Below are 14496 nucleotides of genomic sequence, written 5' to 3' on the forward strand. Positions count from 1 at the left end.
CCCGCCCACCCCGCAACACCACCCGAGAGAAGAGAGCTCGTGGGAATCCGGCTGATCGTTGAGGTGCTGGACTACGCGCCCGCCGACCTGACATGGCGTGAGCGATACGCCCTGCTCGTCCTGGCAGAGAACGCCAACGACAGCACCAGGCAGTGCTGGCCCGGCATCGAAGACGACCCGGAGATCGCACACCGCATGCGCCTGCCCGGACGCTCCAGCCGGTACGACGTGCTGAGCGCACTCCGCAAGAAGAAGGCCCTCGAGACCGTCTCAGCCGGCCGCCGCGGACACCGCGCGGTCTACAAGGTCGCAGAGATGGGCGCTGCTTTGGGTCCGGAAACCCAGGACCCTAACGACGAGACAGGGTCCGGAATCTCCGGACACAGCGTCCGGGAACCCTGGACCCAAACCGAAGGAAAGGGTCCGGAGAACCCGGACCCTAACTCCGAGAAAGGGTCCGGGAACCACGTAGTTAGGGTCCGGAAACCACGTGAACAGGGTCCGGAAACCCAGGACCCCTTCCCCTCATACCCCTCAACCCCCTCAACAGATAAAGACTCTTCTCCCGCCGCCGTCAGCCACCCGACCACACGGGCGAGCGCCAAGACCGGCCAGCAGAAGAATCACCACCTCGAGGCCTTCGGTGCCTTCTGGCACAACTACCCGCTCAAGAAGGCCTACGAAGACGCCAAGAAGGCGTGGATCGCCGCCATCGAGCGCGGAGCCGACCCCGCAGTGATGGTGGCCGGCGCCCAGGGCTACGCCCGAGAGCGCCGCGATCAGGACCCCCAGTACACGAAGCACCCGGCCACCTGGCTGAACAAGGGCTGCTACGACGACGAGCCCGCGCAGCCGGCCCGCCCGCGGCTTCACGCCGTCGGCGACTACCAGCCCTGGCGCAACCCCGACGACCAGTCCGCCTACTTCGAGGAGCTGTAGATCATGCAGTGGACACCGCCGCTCGACCCCCGGCAGTACGACCTCCTGCCGCTGCTCGCCCGCCAGAACCGCACCGCCGACTGGCTCAACACCGACGACGGCGACCCCTACGGCCTGCCGAACGTCGCCCGCTGGAGCGTCCACCAGGCCGCCAAGATCGTGCCCTTCCGCTTCCGCAGCGCCACCGCCCAGCGCCCCGAGATCCACACGTGGATCGACAACCTCGCGACCGAAGCCATCGCCGAGCAGCAGCGCCGCAAGGCTCCCGTTGCCAGCATCAACCGCGGCCCCTCGCTGCTGCTCCTCGGGCCCACCGGCGTCGGCAAGACCCACGAGGCCTACGGCGCGGTCCGCGAACTGGCCATCACCGGGATCGTCGCCCGCTGGACCGTCGTCACCGCCGCCGATCTCTACGCCCAGCTCCAGCCCCGCCACGGCATCGACTCCGAAGCCGAGTTTCAGCGGTACTCCAAGGCCAGCATCCTCCTCGTTGACGACCTCGGCGCCGGCGGCAAGATTTCCGAGTTCACCGAGGGCATCAACTTCCGGCTGATCAACCACCGGTACGAGAACCAGCTCCCCACCCTCATCACATCGAACGTCCTCCCGAAGGACCTCTCCGCCCGGCTCGGTGACCGCGTCACCTCCCGCCTCGTCGAGATGTGCCAGCGCGTTCCCATCACCGGCCACGACCGCCGCCGGGGTGAAGCCGCGTGACCACCGACACCGATTTGTGGAACGAGGTACCCGCCGCGGCACCTCTCGCGTTCGACCGGGCCCTGCCGCAGGACAGCGAAGCCGAGCAGTCCGTCCTCGGCGGCATGATGTTGAGCTCGGATGCCATCGCCGAAGTGCTCGACATCCTCAAGGGCCGCGAGTTCTACCGGCCCTCACACGAGATCGTGTTCGCCGCCATCACCGCCCTGTACGGCAAGGGCGAGCCCGTCGACCCCATCACCGTCACCAACAGGCTTCGCGAGACCGGCCTCATCGAGCGAGCCGGCGGCATCAACATCGCTTTCGAACTCGTCCAGGCCACCCCCACCGCAGCCAACGCCAGCTACTACGCCGAGATCGTCCGCGAAAAGGCCATCCTCCGCAGCATCGTCAAAGCCGGAACTTCCATCGTTCAGCTCGGCTACGCAGGTGGCGACGCCAACGAAACCGCCGACGCCGCCATGGCCGAACTCAACACGGCCGTACAAGTTCGCGAAGACGCCGACTCGGCCCTCCTCGGAGCCGACGCCGAGGACATGGTCAGCGAGCTTGAGGAACTCCAGCGCAACGGGCGAGCCCAAGGCGTACCGACCGGCTTCACCGACCTCGACAGCCTCACCCACGGACTCCACCCCGGCCAGATGGTCATCGTTGCCGGACGGCCCGCGATGGGAAAGTCCACGCTCGGCGTCGACATGCTCCGAGCCTGCGCCATCCGCCACAACAGGCCGGCCGTCATGTTCAGCCTCGAGATGAGCCGCCGCGACGTACAGCACCGGATCATGTCCGCCGAAGCCCGCATCGGCCTGCACCACATCCGTGGCGGCACCATGACCGACTCCGACTGGACTCGCTACGCCGAAGCCCTCCCCAGGTTCACCGCCGCTCCGCTGACGATCGACGCCACCCCCGGCCAGACCGTCATGCAGATCAAAGCCCGGAGCCGAAAGCTCAAGCAGCAGGGCGGCCTCGACCTTGTCGTCATCGACTACCTGCAGCTCCTCGAGTCAGGCATGTCGCGGCGAGGAGATAACCGGCAGCAGGAAGTCTCCGACATGAGCCGCAACGTGAAGCTCATGGCGATGGAGCTCGAGGTGCCGGTCGTTGTCCTCTGCCAGCTCAACCGCGGCCCCGAGCAGCGACAGGACAAGAAGCCGGTCGTTTCAGACCTCCGCGAGTCCGGGTCACTCGAGCAGGACGCCGACCTTGTGATCCTCGTCCACCGCGAAGACGCCTACGACCGAGAGTCCGCCCGCGCCGGCGAGGTCGACCTGATCCTCGGCAAGCACCGCAACGGGGCGCCCGCCGTCATCACCGTCGCCAACCAACTGCACTACAGCCGCTTCGTTGACATGGCCCACACGTGACCAGCCCGAAAGGCCGCCTGATGAACGACACCAGCCTCCACATGCACGATCTGACCGTCGCCGCCCACCAGCTCATCGCGGACTGGTCTGACCTCCAGGTCCGCGGCCACCTGGTCTGGCACCCCGACCTCGTCGCCCACCGGCTTGAGCTCCTCGAGGAAGCCCTCGCCACAGTCCGGAAGGCCGTCGAGACCGAGCGCGCGGACAACCGGTGGGACGGCCCGCTCGAGGACGCCGACGCCGACTTCAACACCGAAGCCATGGACTTCGTCGAGCACTCCTGCAACTGCGAGTGGTGCCTGTGCTGCGAGCCGGCCGGAGTCGGCGACGGGCCGATCGTCCTGATGACCATCAGCGCCTCCGACATGGCCGACGTCTGCCCCACCTGCCAGGCCCCGTCCGGCGACCCCTGCCGCGAAGACGGCCGCGTCGTGGCCAGTCACCCCGCCCGCCTCGCCTCCGCCCCGCAGAGCGCGTGACCCGCCGCCAGGCATCACGCCGACCCCGAAAGGCAACCCCATGACCGAGCAGCCCGCCCGCATTGCCGCCTTCAACGCCCTCACCAAGGCCGACCTGAACCGCTACGAGGCGAACAACCTGCTCAACAACCACGCCTACGAGGCCGTGGCGCCAGTCATGCAGATCGTCACCGACTACGTCATCGCGTCCAACGACATCGGTGGCCTCGACTGCAACGACCTCGCCGACCAGCTTCGGACCGCCGGCTACCCGCTCGTCGGCGACGACGACCACGACGCACCCGACGACGAGTCCGCCGCCTGACCCGCGCGGCTAGCCCGCCCTCCGCGACAGCCCCGAGACGACAACCGCCCGCAGCGACCAGGGAGACCCGATGACCGAGCCCTACTACCGCGACGATCAAGTCGAGCTCTACCTCGGCGACATGCGGGAGGTCCTGCCCGCGCTCAACCTGCAGGCCGACCTGGTCGTCACGGACCCGCCGTACCAGTGCACGACGCTCGCCTGGGACAACTGGCCAGAAGGTTGGCCGTCCATCGCCGCCGCTGTGACAAGCAGCATGTGGTGCTTCGGCAGCATGCGAATGCTCCTCGAGCGGCGAAGCGACTTCGACGGCTGGAAGCTCTCCCAGGACGTCGTCTGGGAGAAGTCCAACGGCAGCGGGTTTGCCCGGGACCGGTTCCGCCGCGTCCACGAGATCGCCACGCACTGGTACCGGGGCGACTGGCGGGACATTCACCACGACACCCCGCGGACCGCGTACAGCGGGCCCGACAAGTCCGCCCGCGGCCGGGGCTCCCGCACCCCGCACACCGGGGTCATCGGCCCGCACACCTACGTCGACAACGGGACCCGCCTCGCACGGTCGGTGATCAAGGCAGGGGCCGTCCGGTATCAGCGGCGGCACCCCACGGAGAAGCCTGTCGAGCTCCTGGCCCCACTGATCGAGTACGGCAGCCCCATCGGCGGCCTGGTCGTCGACCCGTTCGCCGGCTCTGGCAGCACCCTCGACGCCGCCCGGATGCTCGGCCGTCGCGCCATAGGCGTCGAAGCCGACGAGCGGTACATCGAGGCCGCGGCCCGACGGCTTGCCGCAGCCCCGCTGATCCCCACTCCGTGACGCAGACGGCTGGCCCCCTCGACGCAACCGAGGGGGCCAGCCAGACCGAAGCATCCCACCACCCCGAGGAGAACCCGATGGCCGTTCGTATCCAGCGCCGCCGCACCAAGGGCTGGCGCAAGCCCGACAACGCCGTGATCGTCAGCCGCCCCAGCCGGTACGGGAACCCGTTCACCATCCAGGACGCCATCGACGCCGAGTTCTCGAACCCCCGCCGCGTCGTCGTCGTGAACTTCGCCGAGTGGCTGCGGGTGGGCACCGCTGGCGGCTGGTACCAAGAGGCCTACCGCCTCGGCCGCCAGACCCTCGACCGGCGCGTCATGCTCGCCGGGCTCGCCGACCTTCGCGGCCAGGACCTCGCCTGCACCTGCCCGCTGCCTCAGCCCGGCCAGCCGGACGTCTGCCACGGGGCGGTGCTGCTGGCCCTCGCGAACTCGGACGGCGACCCGGACGACGTGCTGCGCGAGGTGGGCACCGAGATCCAGCGCGGCGAGTCGTGACCGCGCCCGCCCGGCCGGTGCCGCACCTGTCGCCGCGTGAGCTGCAGATCGTCTGCCTCGCCGCCGACGGAGCGACCGATCAGCAGATCGCCCACCGGCTCGGCATCAGCATCCACACCGTCCGGGACGACTGGCGGAGGTACATCAAGCCCCGCCTGCACGCCGTCGACCGGACCCACGCCGTCGCCCTGGCCGTCGCCGCTGGTCTCGCCCATCCCGTGCCGAAGGAGTCCGCAGCATGAGCCGCTACCTGAACCAGCTCCTCGCGCTTGTCGCAGTTGCCGAGCAGCGGCCGTTGGATGCGGTTGAGGCGGACATGTTGCGCGACCGGATCCGGGCGCTCGATGCCAGCCGGCGACAGGTTGGGGCGCTTGAGGCGGCACTCCAGCGGGCCAGGACGCTCCAGAAGGCCCCTGAGGCTCACGCAGACGCTTCCCGGCCTCCCAGCCCATCCGGCGGGAGATAGGCCGCCAGAGACGTTCCCAGCGGGCCGCAAACGGCAACCCCGCTCCATGGCCTGCCCCGTACAGCCGTCCGTCACCCCAACCGTCCGCCTGACCCGACCCGCGCGCACAAGGAGAACCGTGTCCGCCGACAACTTCCCGGCCGTCAACTGCGACGGGCCCGACTGCTCCAACGCCACCCACCATCCGACCGCCCGCACCGTGACCGACGTTCGTCGCATCCGTCGCCCCGGCGGCTGGCGGCAACGCCCCGGCGGCCGGGACCTGTGTCCCGACTGCTGGACCGCCGGCCGCCGCTGACCCCCGCCCTGCCGGTCGTCCTGTCGGGGCGGCCGGCCCGGACCACCCACACCACCGGAAGGACCCGCCCTCATGACCGCCATTCAGCCCGGCCAGATCTACCGCTCCGTCCCGCCCAGCCCGAGCGACCCGGACGACCGACACCGCCGCATCAAGGTCGTCGGCACGCCGATCACCATCCCCGGCGTGTGGGGCTACGGCAAGGTCGACGTCGTCACCCTCACCGAGACCAGCCGCGAAGTCCGCCGCCGCTCCATCGAGGCCAGCCAGCTCCACGCCACCGCGACTACCCGCGACGGCAAGCCCCGCCGCAACGGCTACGTACTGGAGGCCGGACAGTGACCGACTACCCCGAGCTCAACCTCCTCGCCTGCGCCGATCAGCTGTCCGGTTGGACGTGCACCCTCCTCGCCGGCCCCCACCCCGAATGGAAGCACTGGGACCAGGCGGCGGGCCGCTGGTGGCAGCAGAGTGCCGAACCTCCGTACAGCAACCGCGACCGGCTCCCCGCCGAGTCCGCGCCGTGACCGGCCAGCTCGAACTGTGGTCGCCCGGCTGGGACATCGAGCCCTGCGACACCGCCCTACCTGACCCCGACGAGCAGGCCCACGTCGACCTGCATGCCCGACGGTTGCGGCCCATCCCCGGCGACCACGGGAGGCCCGCAGGACGAGGGACGTATCTGCGGCTACGGCGCATCCAGACGATCAAGCCATCGAAGGAGTACCTGTGAACGACCAGCCCGAGGGCCGCGCCCTCACCATGCCGGAGATCAACGCCAAGCTCCGCGCCAACCGCTGCAGCCCGGCCTGCGCGGAACAGCACACCTACGAACCGCCCTGCCAGGCCGGCCTCTTCGCTACCGCTGCCTGGGTTGCGAGTGAGGCCGCGTCTCCGATCCCCGCCGAAACGCAGGCCAGCCGCGACAAGGCCCTCTGCGGCTACTGCCCGCAGTGCGGACGCGGCGACGCGGGACCCACCGCCGACGAGTACGAGCAGCTGCGGCAGCGGCTCGCCCGGTCCGACGCCCGCGAGTGCCCGTGCCCGCCCAGCTGCACCTGCTGCACACCGACGGCCAAGACCCCCGGCCAGTCGGGCCTCGGCCTCATCCGCGCCAGCATCACGGCCCGCGAGCGGAAAGCCGACGACGCCCACGACGCCGGCAACCACCGCACCAGCAACGAGCACAACGCCATCGCGACCGGACTCCGCATCGCCGAAGCGCACATCCTCGCGAACCCAGACGCCGAGCTGGAGGCCAGCCAGCGGCGGGCGGTCGCCCTCGTCGAACGCATCGACGCCGCCCGCGCATGGGCCCGCCACAACCTGACCGCCGAACAGACCGACCAACTGTTCGCCGTCCTCCGCGGCGACCAGGCGAAGGAGACCCCGTGAGCAGCCCCTTCGATGATCTCAGCCCCCGCGCGCAGTGGTTCATGGAGAACTTCGACATCTTCGGGATAGCCGAGATTGCCGCCAGCGGCGAGAAGGACGAGGCCGCCCTCACCCGTGTCCGTGCCCTCGCCGCCAAATGGCAGCAGACCGGCGCGCAGCCCGGCGCCGTGATCAACATGGACGAGGCGGCCAACGCGCTGCTCGCCGCCCTCGAAGGCGCGAAGGAGATCGGGCCGTGACGCACGAACTGACCACCTTCCTGACCAACCTCGCGCACGGCATCTTGCTCCTCACGGCATGGCGCCTGGGCCGGCGCGAACGCCACTTCCAATACCTTGAGGCTGTCGCAGGCAACCGGAACCTGTGGAAGGTGCGCTGCAACGTCTGCCGCAAGCCCCTCCGCGACAGCCCCAGCGCCACGCACACCACCCCGGGACCCGTCGAAGGAAGCACCGTCAGCGTCAGCTACCACGCCGACAGCCCCTGCCAGACCATCTTCAACAAGCGGACAACCAAGCCGGGGCCGACCCCCGAAGGACCAGCGGGGCCGTCCGCCAGACCACTTCCGCCCGCCGCCTGAATGCCCGCATCCCAGACTTCGCCGTCACGAAACGGCAACACCCGCCCCAGCCGCCCCCAGCAGCCGGTCAGATAGGGCCCTCACGCACCCCAGGGGACCCCATGAACCGAGCCATCATCGCCGCTGCAGCCGCCGCCACCGCCGTCCTGCTGGCCGGCTGCAGCAGCGCCACACCCAAGGCCGCCCCAAGCGGGCAAGCCGGCCAGCCCGCACCAGCCCCAACCAAGCCCGCGGCCGACGCCTCGGGCGCGTTCACCGCCATCGCCGCCGCCGTACCCACCGCCAAACTCGGCACCACCGTCACCGCCGAAAACGAACCGAACCACATGCTCGGCCGGCCCCACGGCTACACCTCAAAGATCACCTTCACCGACGCGCGAATCCCCGCCGAACAAACCGAAGGCCACGAACCCGACGACCTCGAACTCGGCGGCAGCATCGAAACCTTCCCCACCGCCCCCGAAGCCAAAGCCCGCGCCGACTACATCCAGACAACATCAAAAGCCATGCCCGCACTCGCCGAATACGACTACGTCCACGGCACGACCCTCATCCGCGTCAGCCGACTCCTCACCCCCGCACAGGCCGCGGACTACGAGAAGGCCGCCGCCAAGCTCCCCTAAGCCTCACCGTGGGGGTCCCCGGGGGCGCCCTGACTGAACCCCGGCACGACGAAGGCCCCAGCCAATCCAGCTGGGGCCTTCGCACGCACGTTCCTACCGCAGCTTGCTCCTGGCACCCACCGGGCCCGCCTCCGACCGCCGACCCCGCGCCAGCCTGCCCGGCCGCCCCTTCCGAACCGCCCCAGACAGGCCGGCCGCACGTCGGATCATCGCGGCGGCCACATCCTCAGCCACACCCATCACCCGCAGCGCATCCTCCGTCGAACTCCGACACGACGGCAGCGAGCAGTGAACCGGACTCGCAACCAACCCCGACGACGGATAGCTCATCGACTCCGGCGGCAGATACTGCACCGCACACCCCAGACAGACGTACACCGTCCGCATGCACTCCTCCTCAATGGACTTCCCCGGTCCCACTACAGCTACTGCACGAGCCAGTCCACTGCCGGACCACTGGCCGCTGGTGACCCTTCTCGTCCGTCTCCACAGAATGCTCGGTGTGCTCAGTCAGCCCGGAGCCACCGCAAGCCGGGCAAGGCTTCCCGCTCATCCATACAGCATGGCCCAGCCCTACCGTCGGCGGCACAGGAATGGCGAAGCCCCGCCATCCTTGGGTGGCGAGGCTTCTAGCATGTCCAAGATCAGGCGCTCAGTGCGATCTGATCCCCATGCTCGAACGCGGAGATCAGATCGGCCATCCCCGCGTACACCTCCTCCAGCAGCGGCCGATCCTCATCCGAGTACACGGCCACCTTGTCGATCCGCGAGCCGGCCGGGCCAGGGATCTTCTCCGGCCGACGGCCGTGACGCTTCAGGAACGCGTTCGACACCCGCGCCCCGAAACCGGACTGGAACTTCGCGACCGTCTTCGCCTTGTGACCCTTCTCCGCCAGGAACGTCGCCGCGTACAGCGGGGTCTCGGCCGGGTCCAACTCCGGCCGCTCACCCATCGCACGAGCCAGGATCACCTTCGCCGTCGCCGTCGCGTAAGGCTCAGGCAGAGCCGGACGAAGGATCGCCAGGATCTCCGCCTGATCGCGGTACGAGACCGGGCCAGCCGCGGCGGTGATCTCCAACGGGGCGGGGGCGGGGGCGCCAAGCTCGGCTTCCCTGGTCTTCACAGCGAAGTACACCAGCGCCTGCTGGATCTCGGGCTTGCGGGAATCGCCCCGCATTGCCGTCAAGTAGGCGGCTCGCCGCGACAGGTGGTAGTTCACGCCCACCTGGTTCGTCCTGCCGAAAGCTTCCCGGCACAGGGAAGCTTCCCTGTCGGCAGCCGACTCCCCATCCTGGGCCGCGATCACCCCACGCGCCTGCTCCACCGACTCCGCGAACCGCTCCCACTTGGCGTAGCCGAGGAACGGCATCAGCTCGCGAGCAGACCAGAACTCTGACCCGTTCGAACGGAGGCGCCGGAGGCTATCGAACGGCGTGACCTCACCGGCGGAGACGAGTGCGCTCATGCGGTCGCCTCCTGGCGCAGGGTGGCCAGGGTGTCTTCGATGAGGCGGATGAACTGGCCGGCGCCGTTCAGCTTCCACAGCGACGAGTGCTTGAACAGGACAGCCAGCTCGGCGAACCCCGGCTTCCCGTCGGCGGCCGCTGCCAGCGCCTCCTCAATGGCAAAGACCTTGCGGTCCGTTTCGCTCCGCTCAACCACGGTCTTTGCGAAGTCGAGTACTTCGGCGGGGTCGCTGTCCGGGTTCATGACGATCACGTGGCGCTGGTCGTCAAGCCGGCCGAAGCTCAGCGAGCACTTGCTGCTGCGGCGCTTTCGGACTTGCAGGACGATGCTGTGACTATCGGCGAAGCAGGCCAGCTCCTCGGAGGCGGTGACGCTGGGCACAACAGTTGTGGCGGACTGGGCGATAGCCGTGCGCGTTGCTAGGCTCATGAAAGAGCGCTCCTTTCACGCAGATGGGACCTCTACTGATCAGCGGCTGTAACCGCTGGTTGAACACGGCCGAGGCGTTCCACCGCCTCGGCCGTTCTGCGTTCACCGTAGGGGCTCCGCAAGCCCAAAAGCAAGCCTAAGTAAGCATATGAAGGCAGCTCTGGCTTTTTTGTGGCCTGCCGTGCATCATGTGGGCATGGAGGAGAACCGGAGGAGGCTCGCTAAAGCGGTGCAGGACGCCCGCGGCAGGCTGCGCCTCACGCAGCATGAGCTGGCTGACCGTGCGGGCGTCTCTCGTGCGACGATCCAGAAGATCGAGCGAGCCGAGCCGATGCGGTCGACGACGCTGATGAAGATCGAGCCTGCGCTGGGATGGGCTCCCGGCTCTTGCGCTTCTATGCTCGATGGGGCCGAAGGGCCGCTCGCGATCGAGGGGTCCGAGGGTGACGTTTCCTTCGTTCGGATTCCTGAGGGGGAACTCGGCGAGACCGTAACCAGCGCAATCGTTGCTGTGGCTGACTCCATGACTGCCGCCGAGATTCGCGACCTCTCCAGTCGGCTGACTGATGAGCTAAAGCGCCGTGGAGTGATCAGCTAGGAAAGCAAGTGCCCCCGACCTCAACTACAGGTCGGGGGCACTCATGCGTCTGGGGTCAGGCGGTCAGCTCACCATCGAGGTACTCCTGCACGGGTGGGTACAGCCCCCACGGCACGTAGGTGGGGATCTCGTCGAGCAGGACCCATGCGACCTCGGCCAGCTCCTCGGCGTCCTCGACCCGGGCCTCGCCGGCCACGGCTTCGCAGGCCACGTAGGTCATGTCGGCGCCGGAGTCCGGGTGGATGCGCTGCCCGATGACTCGCACAGCCTTGACCTCCAGAGCCGTCTCCTCGGCGACCTCGCGGACTGCGGCCTGCTCGGGAGTCTCGCCCGCCTCGATGCCGCCGCCAGGCAGCGCCCAGGACAGCCGACCCTCCCGCTGCCGTCGACGGATCATCAGGACACGGCCCTCGCTTGCGATGACCGCCATGGAGACGCGCGGCGGCTGCTCGGTCATGTCGGTCATGCGGCGACTCCTAGGGCGTCGAGGACCGGCCGGTAGATCCGGTCCGGCGGGATGAAACGGGTCAGGTCGGAGACTGGCACGAACGCGGCCTCGGCGTTCTCAGCAGGGTCGAGGTTCGATGCCTCGCCCATCAGGTGATCGCAGAGCAGGTAAGACGCCTCGACGCCGGTGGTCGGGTGGAGGCGGGAGCCGAGAGCTTGGCGGATGGTGCAGTGCACGCCCGTCTCGGCGCGGGTCTCCTTCACGGCGACGGCCGCGACCTCGGCGCCCGGTTTCACGACGCCGGCCGGGAACTGCCAGTGCAGGTCACCGCCGTCCCGCCGCTGCACGAGGAGCACCTCGGCGCCGCGGAGCACGACGGCGATCGCGACACGGAGAGCCTGCGCCGCAGTGTCGGCGGGCGGTTGGGCGAGGCGGGCGAAGCGTAGACGCACAGGGGCAGGGGCCCTTTCGTAGAGGGTGTCCAGGGCGGCCTGCATGTCAGACCTCGGTACGATCCCCGGCCGGGCATGCCAGCCGGCGACGGTCTGCGGGTGCACGCCGAGACGTCCGGCGAACTCCTCGCGGCCCATCCGGTGCGCGGCCTGCAGGTGGCAGGCCAGCTCGCCGGTCCAGGTGATGACGTCCACAATCGCGCCTCCTGGCGTCGCGTGTCCTGCGACCTGTACAGCCACTGATCGTCTCCTGTACGGCGGCTATGCGGCAGCCGCTCGTCGGCCACGTGCTGGCCGAGTTGACTCAAGGCATGCAGACAACGACCTCACCGGCCGCGGGCAATGGCCTCCGCCCGGGACCCGCTGAATCCGAGGATTTCGCCAACCTGCTTCCAGGTGCGTCCCTCGTAGAGGGTCCACACGACATCCTTCTCAACGGCCTTGAGGCTGCGGTCTTCCAGGGCGATCTTGGCGCGGCGTGCGCGGGCGATACGGAAGCGCTCGGCCAGGTCTTCGACGGATGGCTGCGTGGCGGCTTCCTCGGTTGGGGTGTCGGTCATGGCCTCAGAGTAGAGCCGATTTCGGGCATCTTCAATGGGGGCGTTGACACGGCGCCTCGATGGGTCTTCAATGAGGTTATTGAAGACGACGGCGCTCCACCGCCGGAAGGCTTCACAGTGCCGCTCCACCGGCATGCCACAACCGAAAACAGAACGGCCCCGGCAGGGACTCCACTCCCACGCCAGGGCCTAACCAACAGGAGCGAACCCTGATGGCTACGCAGAACTCTACCCAGGCCACGCCTGGGATCCCGACCCCGGTCCGGCGCCTGATCGCCGCGGGGATCAAGCGCGGTGCCGGCCCGCTCGTCGTCGAGCAGCCGCAGCGTCTCGCGCTCCTTGAGATCAAGCACGGCTTCGGCCAGCTCGCTCCGTCCATGCGGGACCTGCTGGAGACGGCCGCGACCATCGCGGACGAGACGACCTTCCCGGCTGAGGCCAGCGTCAACGGCCGCATCCTCCGCCTGTTCCTCGGCCGGGCCGGCAGTCAGATCCTCGCCCCGCTCCAGCAGGCCACCACCAAGGCCGAGCGCGAGCGGGACGCGTTGCTCTGGCAGGAGCCCAGCCAGGCCAAGCACGACGCCCTCGACGCTGCTGACCGTCTGCTGTACGACGCCCGGTCTCGTGCCTACGTCGCCCGCCAGCAGGTCGACAAGCTGGTCGAGGACGCCATCGACGACATCGACAACCTGCTCGCCGGCATCACCATCGGCGACCTGGCTGGACTGCTCCGCCTCGTCGCCGCCGACATGGCCGCGCACGCTGCCGCCTCCTACGTCCGCCGCCCGGCGATGACGTCATGAGCGCCGCGATCACCGCATGCGACTGGTGCGGGCAGGGCGACCACGACCCCATCGACCCGCAGGACGGCGAGTAGCTGCCTCGGCACCGGCCAGCAGCACACCCACCGCAGCTAGCGAGGGGACGTCATGTTCGAGCTTCGCGACTGGGTTCGCATGCACTACGAGGAGGCGGCCCGTCTCCAGCAGACGGCCGACGACTGCGAGGGCGACGGCCCGATGGGTGAACACTTCGCCCGTCAGTACCGCGAGCTGGCCGATGAGCACCAGACGACGGCCGACACCCTCCGCCGCGAACTCAACGCCTGAACCCCACCCACCCCACCCCGGCACGACCAACCGGAGGACAGCCATGCCCGAAACCACGCCCGCTTCCGTTCACTCCATCGCCGAGGCCATCCGCGACCGCCGCTCGTACATCGCCAGCAAGCGTGACGCCTACTTCCTGTCCGACGAAAAGGCCGTTCAGCCCGTCGGGGGCTTCATCGCCCTCGCCGGCGCCGAGATCGGCGTGGACATCCACGCCACGTTCACCCGGCGCTACCTGCCCACCGGCGGTGAAGAGCAGGTCGTCCGGTTCTCCGTCATCGCCGAGTGCGCCGGATTCGGATGCGTCGACCCCCAGCACACGGTGACGTCCCCGGCCAAGCACCCCCTCGCGACCGACGCGGACGAAACCGGGAAGGCCCCGTTCCTGATGGTGCCCGACGCCCTGAAGTGGGCCCAGGCCCACGCCGAGACCTGCCGGGCGATGCCCCGCCCCGGGGCCTGACATGGACGAGTGCCTGCTCTGCGGGGCCCCCGGCGGCCACCCGTACTGCAACGCCGCCTGTGAGGCCGCCGACCAGCCGACCAACGAAGGGACCAACCCGATGCCCGAGCAGCCCACCCCCGCCACGATCATCGCCCAGCCCGAGGTGTCCCAGGCCGTCTACCAGCAGATCACCAACGGCGGCACGCCCGGCGGCCCCGCGGGCATGGCCGACACACTCGCCAACGCCCACAGCAACGCCAGCAACCAGAAGTAGGAGTCGGCAATGGCCCTCTACACCCACGGAAAGATGCTCGCCCACCAGCTTGAGCAGATCGCCGCCCGCACCAACGCCGGCCTCATGACCCGAGAGCAAGCCGACGAGCGAGTCCAGGCACAGCTCGCCATGGCGTCCCCCGACGAGCAGGCCGAAGCGATGGACATCCTCAACGCCCGCCTCCAGCAGCGCTGACCACCCGCCTGACCACCAGAGGGCAGCCATGCC

27 protein-coding genes are annotated in these 14496 nt (G+C 69.0%); 22 read left to right on the plus strand and 5 right to left on the minus strand.

Features of this window, described 5'->3' with window-relative positions; translation table 11 throughout:
• Positions 1 to 39: 39 nt before the first annotated feature.
• The 16 genes from ACIQU4_RS15380 (at position 40) to ACIQU4_RS15455 (ending at position 8485) form a co-directional block, all read left to right on the plus strand.
• Positions 40 to 939 carry a hypothetical protein gene (locus ACIQU4_RS15380; protein ID WP_403729958.1) on the plus strand — a complete coding sequence of 300 codons (900 nt, stop codon included), beginning with the start codon at positions 40 to 42 and terminating at the stop codon, positions 937 to 939.
• A 3-nt stretch (positions 940 to 942) separates the two neighbouring features.
• Positions 943 to 1656 carry an ATP-binding protein gene (locus ACIQU4_RS15385; RefSeq protein ID WP_403729961.1) on the plus strand — a complete coding sequence of 238 codons (714 nt, stop codon included), beginning with the start codon at positions 943 to 945 and terminating at the stop codon, positions 1654 to 1656.
• On the plus strand, positions 1653 to 3023 hold the full coding sequence (gene dnaB / locus ACIQU4_RS15390; RefSeq protein WP_403729963.1) for a replicative DNA helicase: 1371 nt from the start codon (positions 1653 to 1655) through the stop codon (positions 3021 to 3023). Before ACIQU4_RS15385 ends, dnaB begins: the two co-directional genes overlap by 4 nt.
• 20 nt (positions 3024 to 3043) lie before the next feature.
• Positions 3044 to 3502 carry a hypothetical protein gene (locus tag ACIQU4_RS15395; RefSeq protein ID WP_403729966.1) on the plus strand — a complete coding sequence of 153 codons (459 nt, stop codon included), beginning with the start codon at positions 3044 to 3046 and terminating at the stop codon, positions 3500 to 3502.
• Positions 3503 to 3542: 40 nt separating this feature from the next.
• Positions 3543 to 3806 carry a hypothetical protein gene (locus tag ACIQU4_RS15400; RefSeq protein WP_403729969.1) on the plus strand — a complete coding sequence of 88 codons (264 nt, stop codon included), beginning with the start codon at positions 3543 to 3545 and terminating at the stop codon, positions 3804 to 3806.
• A gap of 70 nt (positions 3807 to 3876) precedes the next feature.
• Entirely contained in the window at positions 3877 to 4623 is a 747-nt protein-coding gene (locus tag ACIQU4_RS15405; protein WP_403729971.1) for a DNA-methyltransferase, read from the plus strand.
• Complete coding sequence (locus ACIQU4_RS15410; protein WP_403729973.1) at positions 4620 to 5123, plus strand: DUF4326 domain-containing protein; 504 nt, start codon at positions 4620 to 4622, stop codon at positions 5121 to 5123. Before ACIQU4_RS15405 ends, ACIQU4_RS15410 begins: the two co-directional genes overlap by 4 nt.
• Positions 5120 to 5365, plus strand: a complete 246-nt coding sequence (locus ACIQU4_RS15415; protein ID WP_403729975.1) for a response regulator transcription factor — start codon at positions 5120 to 5122, stop codon at positions 5363 to 5365. The genes ACIQU4_RS15410 and ACIQU4_RS15415 overlap by 4 nt, the downstream gene beginning before the upstream one ends.
• Positions 5366 to 5707: 342 nt before the next feature.
• Entirely contained in the window at positions 5708 to 5887 is a 180-nt protein-coding gene (locus tag ACIQU4_RS15420; protein WP_403729978.1) for a hypothetical protein, read from the plus strand.
• A gap of 72 nt (positions 5888 to 5959) precedes the next feature.
• Positions 5960 to 6229 (plus strand): hypothetical protein, encoded by a 270-nt coding sequence (locus ACIQU4_RS15425; RefSeq protein WP_403729980.1) that lies wholly within the window; start codon positions 5960 to 5962, stop codon positions 6227 to 6229.
• Positions 6226 to 6414 carry a hypothetical protein gene (locus ACIQU4_RS15430; protein WP_403729982.1) on the plus strand — a complete coding sequence of 63 codons (189 nt, stop codon included), beginning with the start codon at positions 6226 to 6228 and terminating at the stop codon, positions 6412 to 6414. Before ACIQU4_RS15425 ends, ACIQU4_RS15430 begins: the two co-directional genes overlap by 4 nt.
• Entirely contained in the window at positions 6411 to 6620 is a 210-nt protein-coding gene (locus ACIQU4_RS15435) for a hypothetical protein (protein WP_403729985.1), read from the plus strand. Before ACIQU4_RS15430 ends, ACIQU4_RS15435 begins: the two co-directional genes overlap by 4 nt.
• Positions 6617 to 7282, plus strand: coding sequence for a hypothetical protein (locus tag ACIQU4_RS15440; protein ID WP_403729987.1), 666 nt, complete (start codon positions 6617 to 6619; stop codon positions 7280 to 7282). Before ACIQU4_RS15435 ends, ACIQU4_RS15440 begins: the two co-directional genes overlap by 4 nt.
• The gene (locus tag ACIQU4_RS15445; RefSeq protein ID WP_403729989.1) at positions 7279 to 7521 is read left to right on the plus strand and encodes a hypothetical protein; all 243 of its coding nucleotides are present in this window, start codon (positions 7279 to 7281) and stop codon (positions 7519 to 7521) included. Before ACIQU4_RS15440 ends, ACIQU4_RS15445 begins: the two co-directional genes overlap by 4 nt.
• Entirely contained in the window at positions 7518 to 7862 is a 345-nt protein-coding gene (locus tag ACIQU4_RS15450) for a hypothetical protein (protein WP_403729991.1), read from the plus strand. The genes ACIQU4_RS15445 and ACIQU4_RS15450 overlap by 4 nt, the downstream gene beginning before the upstream one ends.
• A 101-nt stretch (positions 7863 to 7963) precedes the next feature.
• On the plus strand, positions 7964 to 8485 hold the full coding sequence (locus ACIQU4_RS15455) for a hypothetical protein (RefSeq protein ID WP_403729994.1): 522 nt from the start codon (positions 7964 to 7966) through the stop codon (positions 8483 to 8485).
• 644 nt (positions 8486 to 9129) lie between these two features.
• Here ACIQU4_RS15455 and ACIQU4_RS15460 read toward each other — a convergent pair.
• Complete coding sequence (locus tag ACIQU4_RS15460) at positions 9130 to 9951, minus strand: hypothetical protein (RefSeq protein WP_403729997.1); 822 nt, start codon at positions 9949 to 9951, stop codon at positions 9130 to 9132.
• Positions 9948 to 10382 carry a hypothetical protein gene (locus ACIQU4_RS15465; RefSeq protein ID WP_403729999.1) on the minus strand — a complete coding sequence of 145 codons (435 nt, stop codon included), beginning with the start codon at positions 10380 to 10382 and terminating at the stop codon, positions 9948 to 9950. The genes ACIQU4_RS15460 and ACIQU4_RS15465 overlap by 4 nt, the downstream gene beginning before the upstream one ends.
• Positions 10383 to 10578: 196 nt before the next feature.
• Between ACIQU4_RS15465 and ACIQU4_RS15470 the strand changes: the two genes are divergently transcribed.
• Entirely contained in the window at positions 10579 to 10980 is a 402-nt protein-coding gene (locus ACIQU4_RS15470) for a helix-turn-helix domain-containing protein (RefSeq protein WP_403730002.1), read from the plus strand.
• Positions 10981 to 11035: 55 nt separating this feature from the next.
• Here ACIQU4_RS15470 and ACIQU4_RS15475 read toward each other — a convergent pair whose 3' ends face one another.
• The 3 genes from ACIQU4_RS15475 to ACIQU4_RS15485 form a co-directional block, all read right to left on the minus strand.
• Complete coding sequence (locus tag ACIQU4_RS15475) at positions 11036 to 11446, minus strand: NUDIX hydrolase (RefSeq protein WP_403730004.1); 411 nt, start codon at positions 11444 to 11446, stop codon at positions 11036 to 11038.
• The gene (locus ACIQU4_RS15480) at positions 11443 to 12075 is read right to left on the minus strand and encodes an NUDIX hydrolase (protein ID WP_403730007.1); all 633 of its coding nucleotides are present in this window, start codon (positions 12073 to 12075) and stop codon (positions 11443 to 11445) included. The genes ACIQU4_RS15475 and ACIQU4_RS15480 overlap by 4 nt, the downstream gene beginning before the upstream one ends.
• 131 nt (positions 12076 to 12206) lie before the next feature.
• The gene (locus ACIQU4_RS15485; RefSeq protein WP_403730010.1) at positions 12207 to 12440 is read right to left on the minus strand and encodes a hypothetical protein; all 234 of its coding nucleotides are present in this window, start codon (positions 12438 to 12440) and stop codon (positions 12207 to 12209) included.
• A 212-nt stretch (positions 12441 to 12652) separates the two neighbouring features.
• Here ACIQU4_RS15485 and ACIQU4_RS15490 point away from each other — a divergent pair, with 212 nt between their 5' ends.
• The 5 genes from ACIQU4_RS15490 (at position 12653) to ACIQU4_RS15510 (ending at position 14463) form a co-directional block, all read left to right on the plus strand.
• Positions 12653 to 13243, plus strand: coding sequence for a hypothetical protein (locus ACIQU4_RS15490; protein ID WP_403730013.1), 591 nt, complete (start codon positions 12653 to 12655; stop codon positions 13241 to 13243).
• 126 nt (positions 13244 to 13369) lie between these two features.
• Positions 13370 to 13549 carry a hypothetical protein gene (locus tag ACIQU4_RS15495; RefSeq protein WP_403730015.1) on the plus strand — a complete coding sequence of 60 codons (180 nt, stop codon included), beginning with the start codon at positions 13370 to 13372 and terminating at the stop codon, positions 13547 to 13549.
• Positions 13550 to 13592: 43 nt separating this feature from the next.
• A complete protein-coding gene (locus ACIQU4_RS15500) occupies positions 13593 to 14012 on the plus strand; it encodes a hypothetical protein (RefSeq protein ID WP_403730018.1) in 420 nt (139 codons plus the stop codon).
• 1 nt (position 14013) lies between these two features.
• Positions 14014 to 14268, plus strand: a complete 255-nt coding sequence (locus ACIQU4_RS15505) for a hypothetical protein (protein ID WP_403730020.1) — start codon at positions 14014 to 14016, stop codon at positions 14266 to 14268.
• Between the two features lie 9 nt (positions 14269 to 14277).
• Complete coding sequence (locus tag ACIQU4_RS15510; RefSeq protein WP_403730022.1) at positions 14278 to 14463, plus strand: hypothetical protein; 186 nt, start codon at positions 14278 to 14280, stop codon at positions 14461 to 14463.
• Positions 14464 to 14496: the final 33 nt, after the last annotated feature.

The sequence above is a fragment of the Streptomyces sp. NPDC090741 genome, from assembly GCF_044769045.1.
Lineage (GTDB): Bacteria > Actinomycetota > Actinomycetes > Streptomycetales > Streptomycetaceae > Streptomyces.

What these genes read in the sequence shown, in the direction of transcription:
- ACIQU4_RS15405 (WP_403729971.1), top strand. Translation starts at nt 3,877, where the DNA reads ATGACCGAGCCCTACTACCGCGACGATCAAGTCGAGCTCTACCTCGGC.
- ACIQU4_RS15385 (WP_403729961.1), top strand. Translation starts at nt 943, where the DNA reads ATGCAGTGGACACCGCCGCTCGACCCCCGGCAGTACGACCTCCTGCCG.
- ACIQU4_RS15425 (WP_403729980.1), top strand. Translation starts at nt 5,960, where the DNA reads ATGACCGCCATTCAGCCCGGCCAGATCTACCGCTCCGTCCCGCCCAGC.
- ACIQU4_RS15510 (WP_403730022.1), top strand. Translation starts at nt 14,278, where the DNA reads ATGGCCCTCTACACCCACGGAAAGATGCTCGCCCACCAGCTTGAGCAG.
- ACIQU4_RS15395 (WP_403729966.1), top strand. Translation starts at nt 3,044, where the DNA reads ATGAACGACACCAGCCTCCACATGCACGATCTGACCGTCGCCGCCCAC.
- ACIQU4_RS15495 (WP_403730015.1), top strand. Translation starts at nt 13,370, where the DNA reads ATGTTCGAGCTTCGCGACTGGGTTCGCATGCACTACGAGGAGGCGGCC.
- ACIQU4_RS15465 (WP_403729999.1), bottom strand. Translation starts at nt 10,382, where the DNA reads ATGAGCCTAGCAACGCGCACGGCTATCGCCCAGTCCGCCACAACTGTT.
- ACIQU4_RS15400 (WP_403729969.1), top strand. Translation starts at nt 3,543, where the DNA reads ATGACCGAGCAGCCCGCCCGCATTGCCGCCTTCAACGCCCTCACCAAG.
- ACIQU4_RS15500 (WP_403730018.1), top strand. Translation starts at nt 13,593, where the DNA reads ATGCCCGAAACCACGCCCGCTTCCGTTCACTCCATCGCCGAGGCCATC.
- ACIQU4_RS15455 (WP_403729994.1), top strand. Translation starts at nt 7,964, where the DNA reads ATGAACCGAGCCATCATCGCCGCTGCAGCCGCCGCCACCGCCGTCCTG.
- ACIQU4_RS15505 (WP_403730020.1), top strand. Translation starts at nt 14,014, where the DNA reads ATGGACGAGTGCCTGCTCTGCGGGGCCCCCGGCGGCCACCCGTACTGC.
- ACIQU4_RS15490 (WP_403730013.1), top strand. Translation starts at nt 12,653, where the DNA reads ATGGCTACGCAGAACTCTACCCAGGCCACGCCTGGGATCCCGACCCCG.
- ACIQU4_RS15485 (WP_403730010.1), bottom strand. Translation starts at nt 12,440, where the DNA reads ATGACCGACACCCCAACCGAGGAAGCCGCCACGCAGCCATCCGTCGAA.
- ACIQU4_RS15460 (WP_403729997.1), bottom strand. Translation starts at nt 9,951, where the DNA reads ATGAGCGCACTCGTCTCCGCCGGTGAGGTCACGCCGTTCGATAGCCTC.
- ACIQU4_RS15475 (WP_403730004.1), bottom strand. Translation starts at nt 11,446, where the DNA reads ATGACCGACATGACCGAGCAGCCGCCGCGCGTCTCCATGGCGGTCATC.
- ACIQU4_RS15470 (WP_403730002.1), top strand. Translation starts at nt 10,579, where the DNA reads ATGGAGGAGAACCGGAGGAGGCTCGCTAAAGCGGTGCAGGACGCCCGC.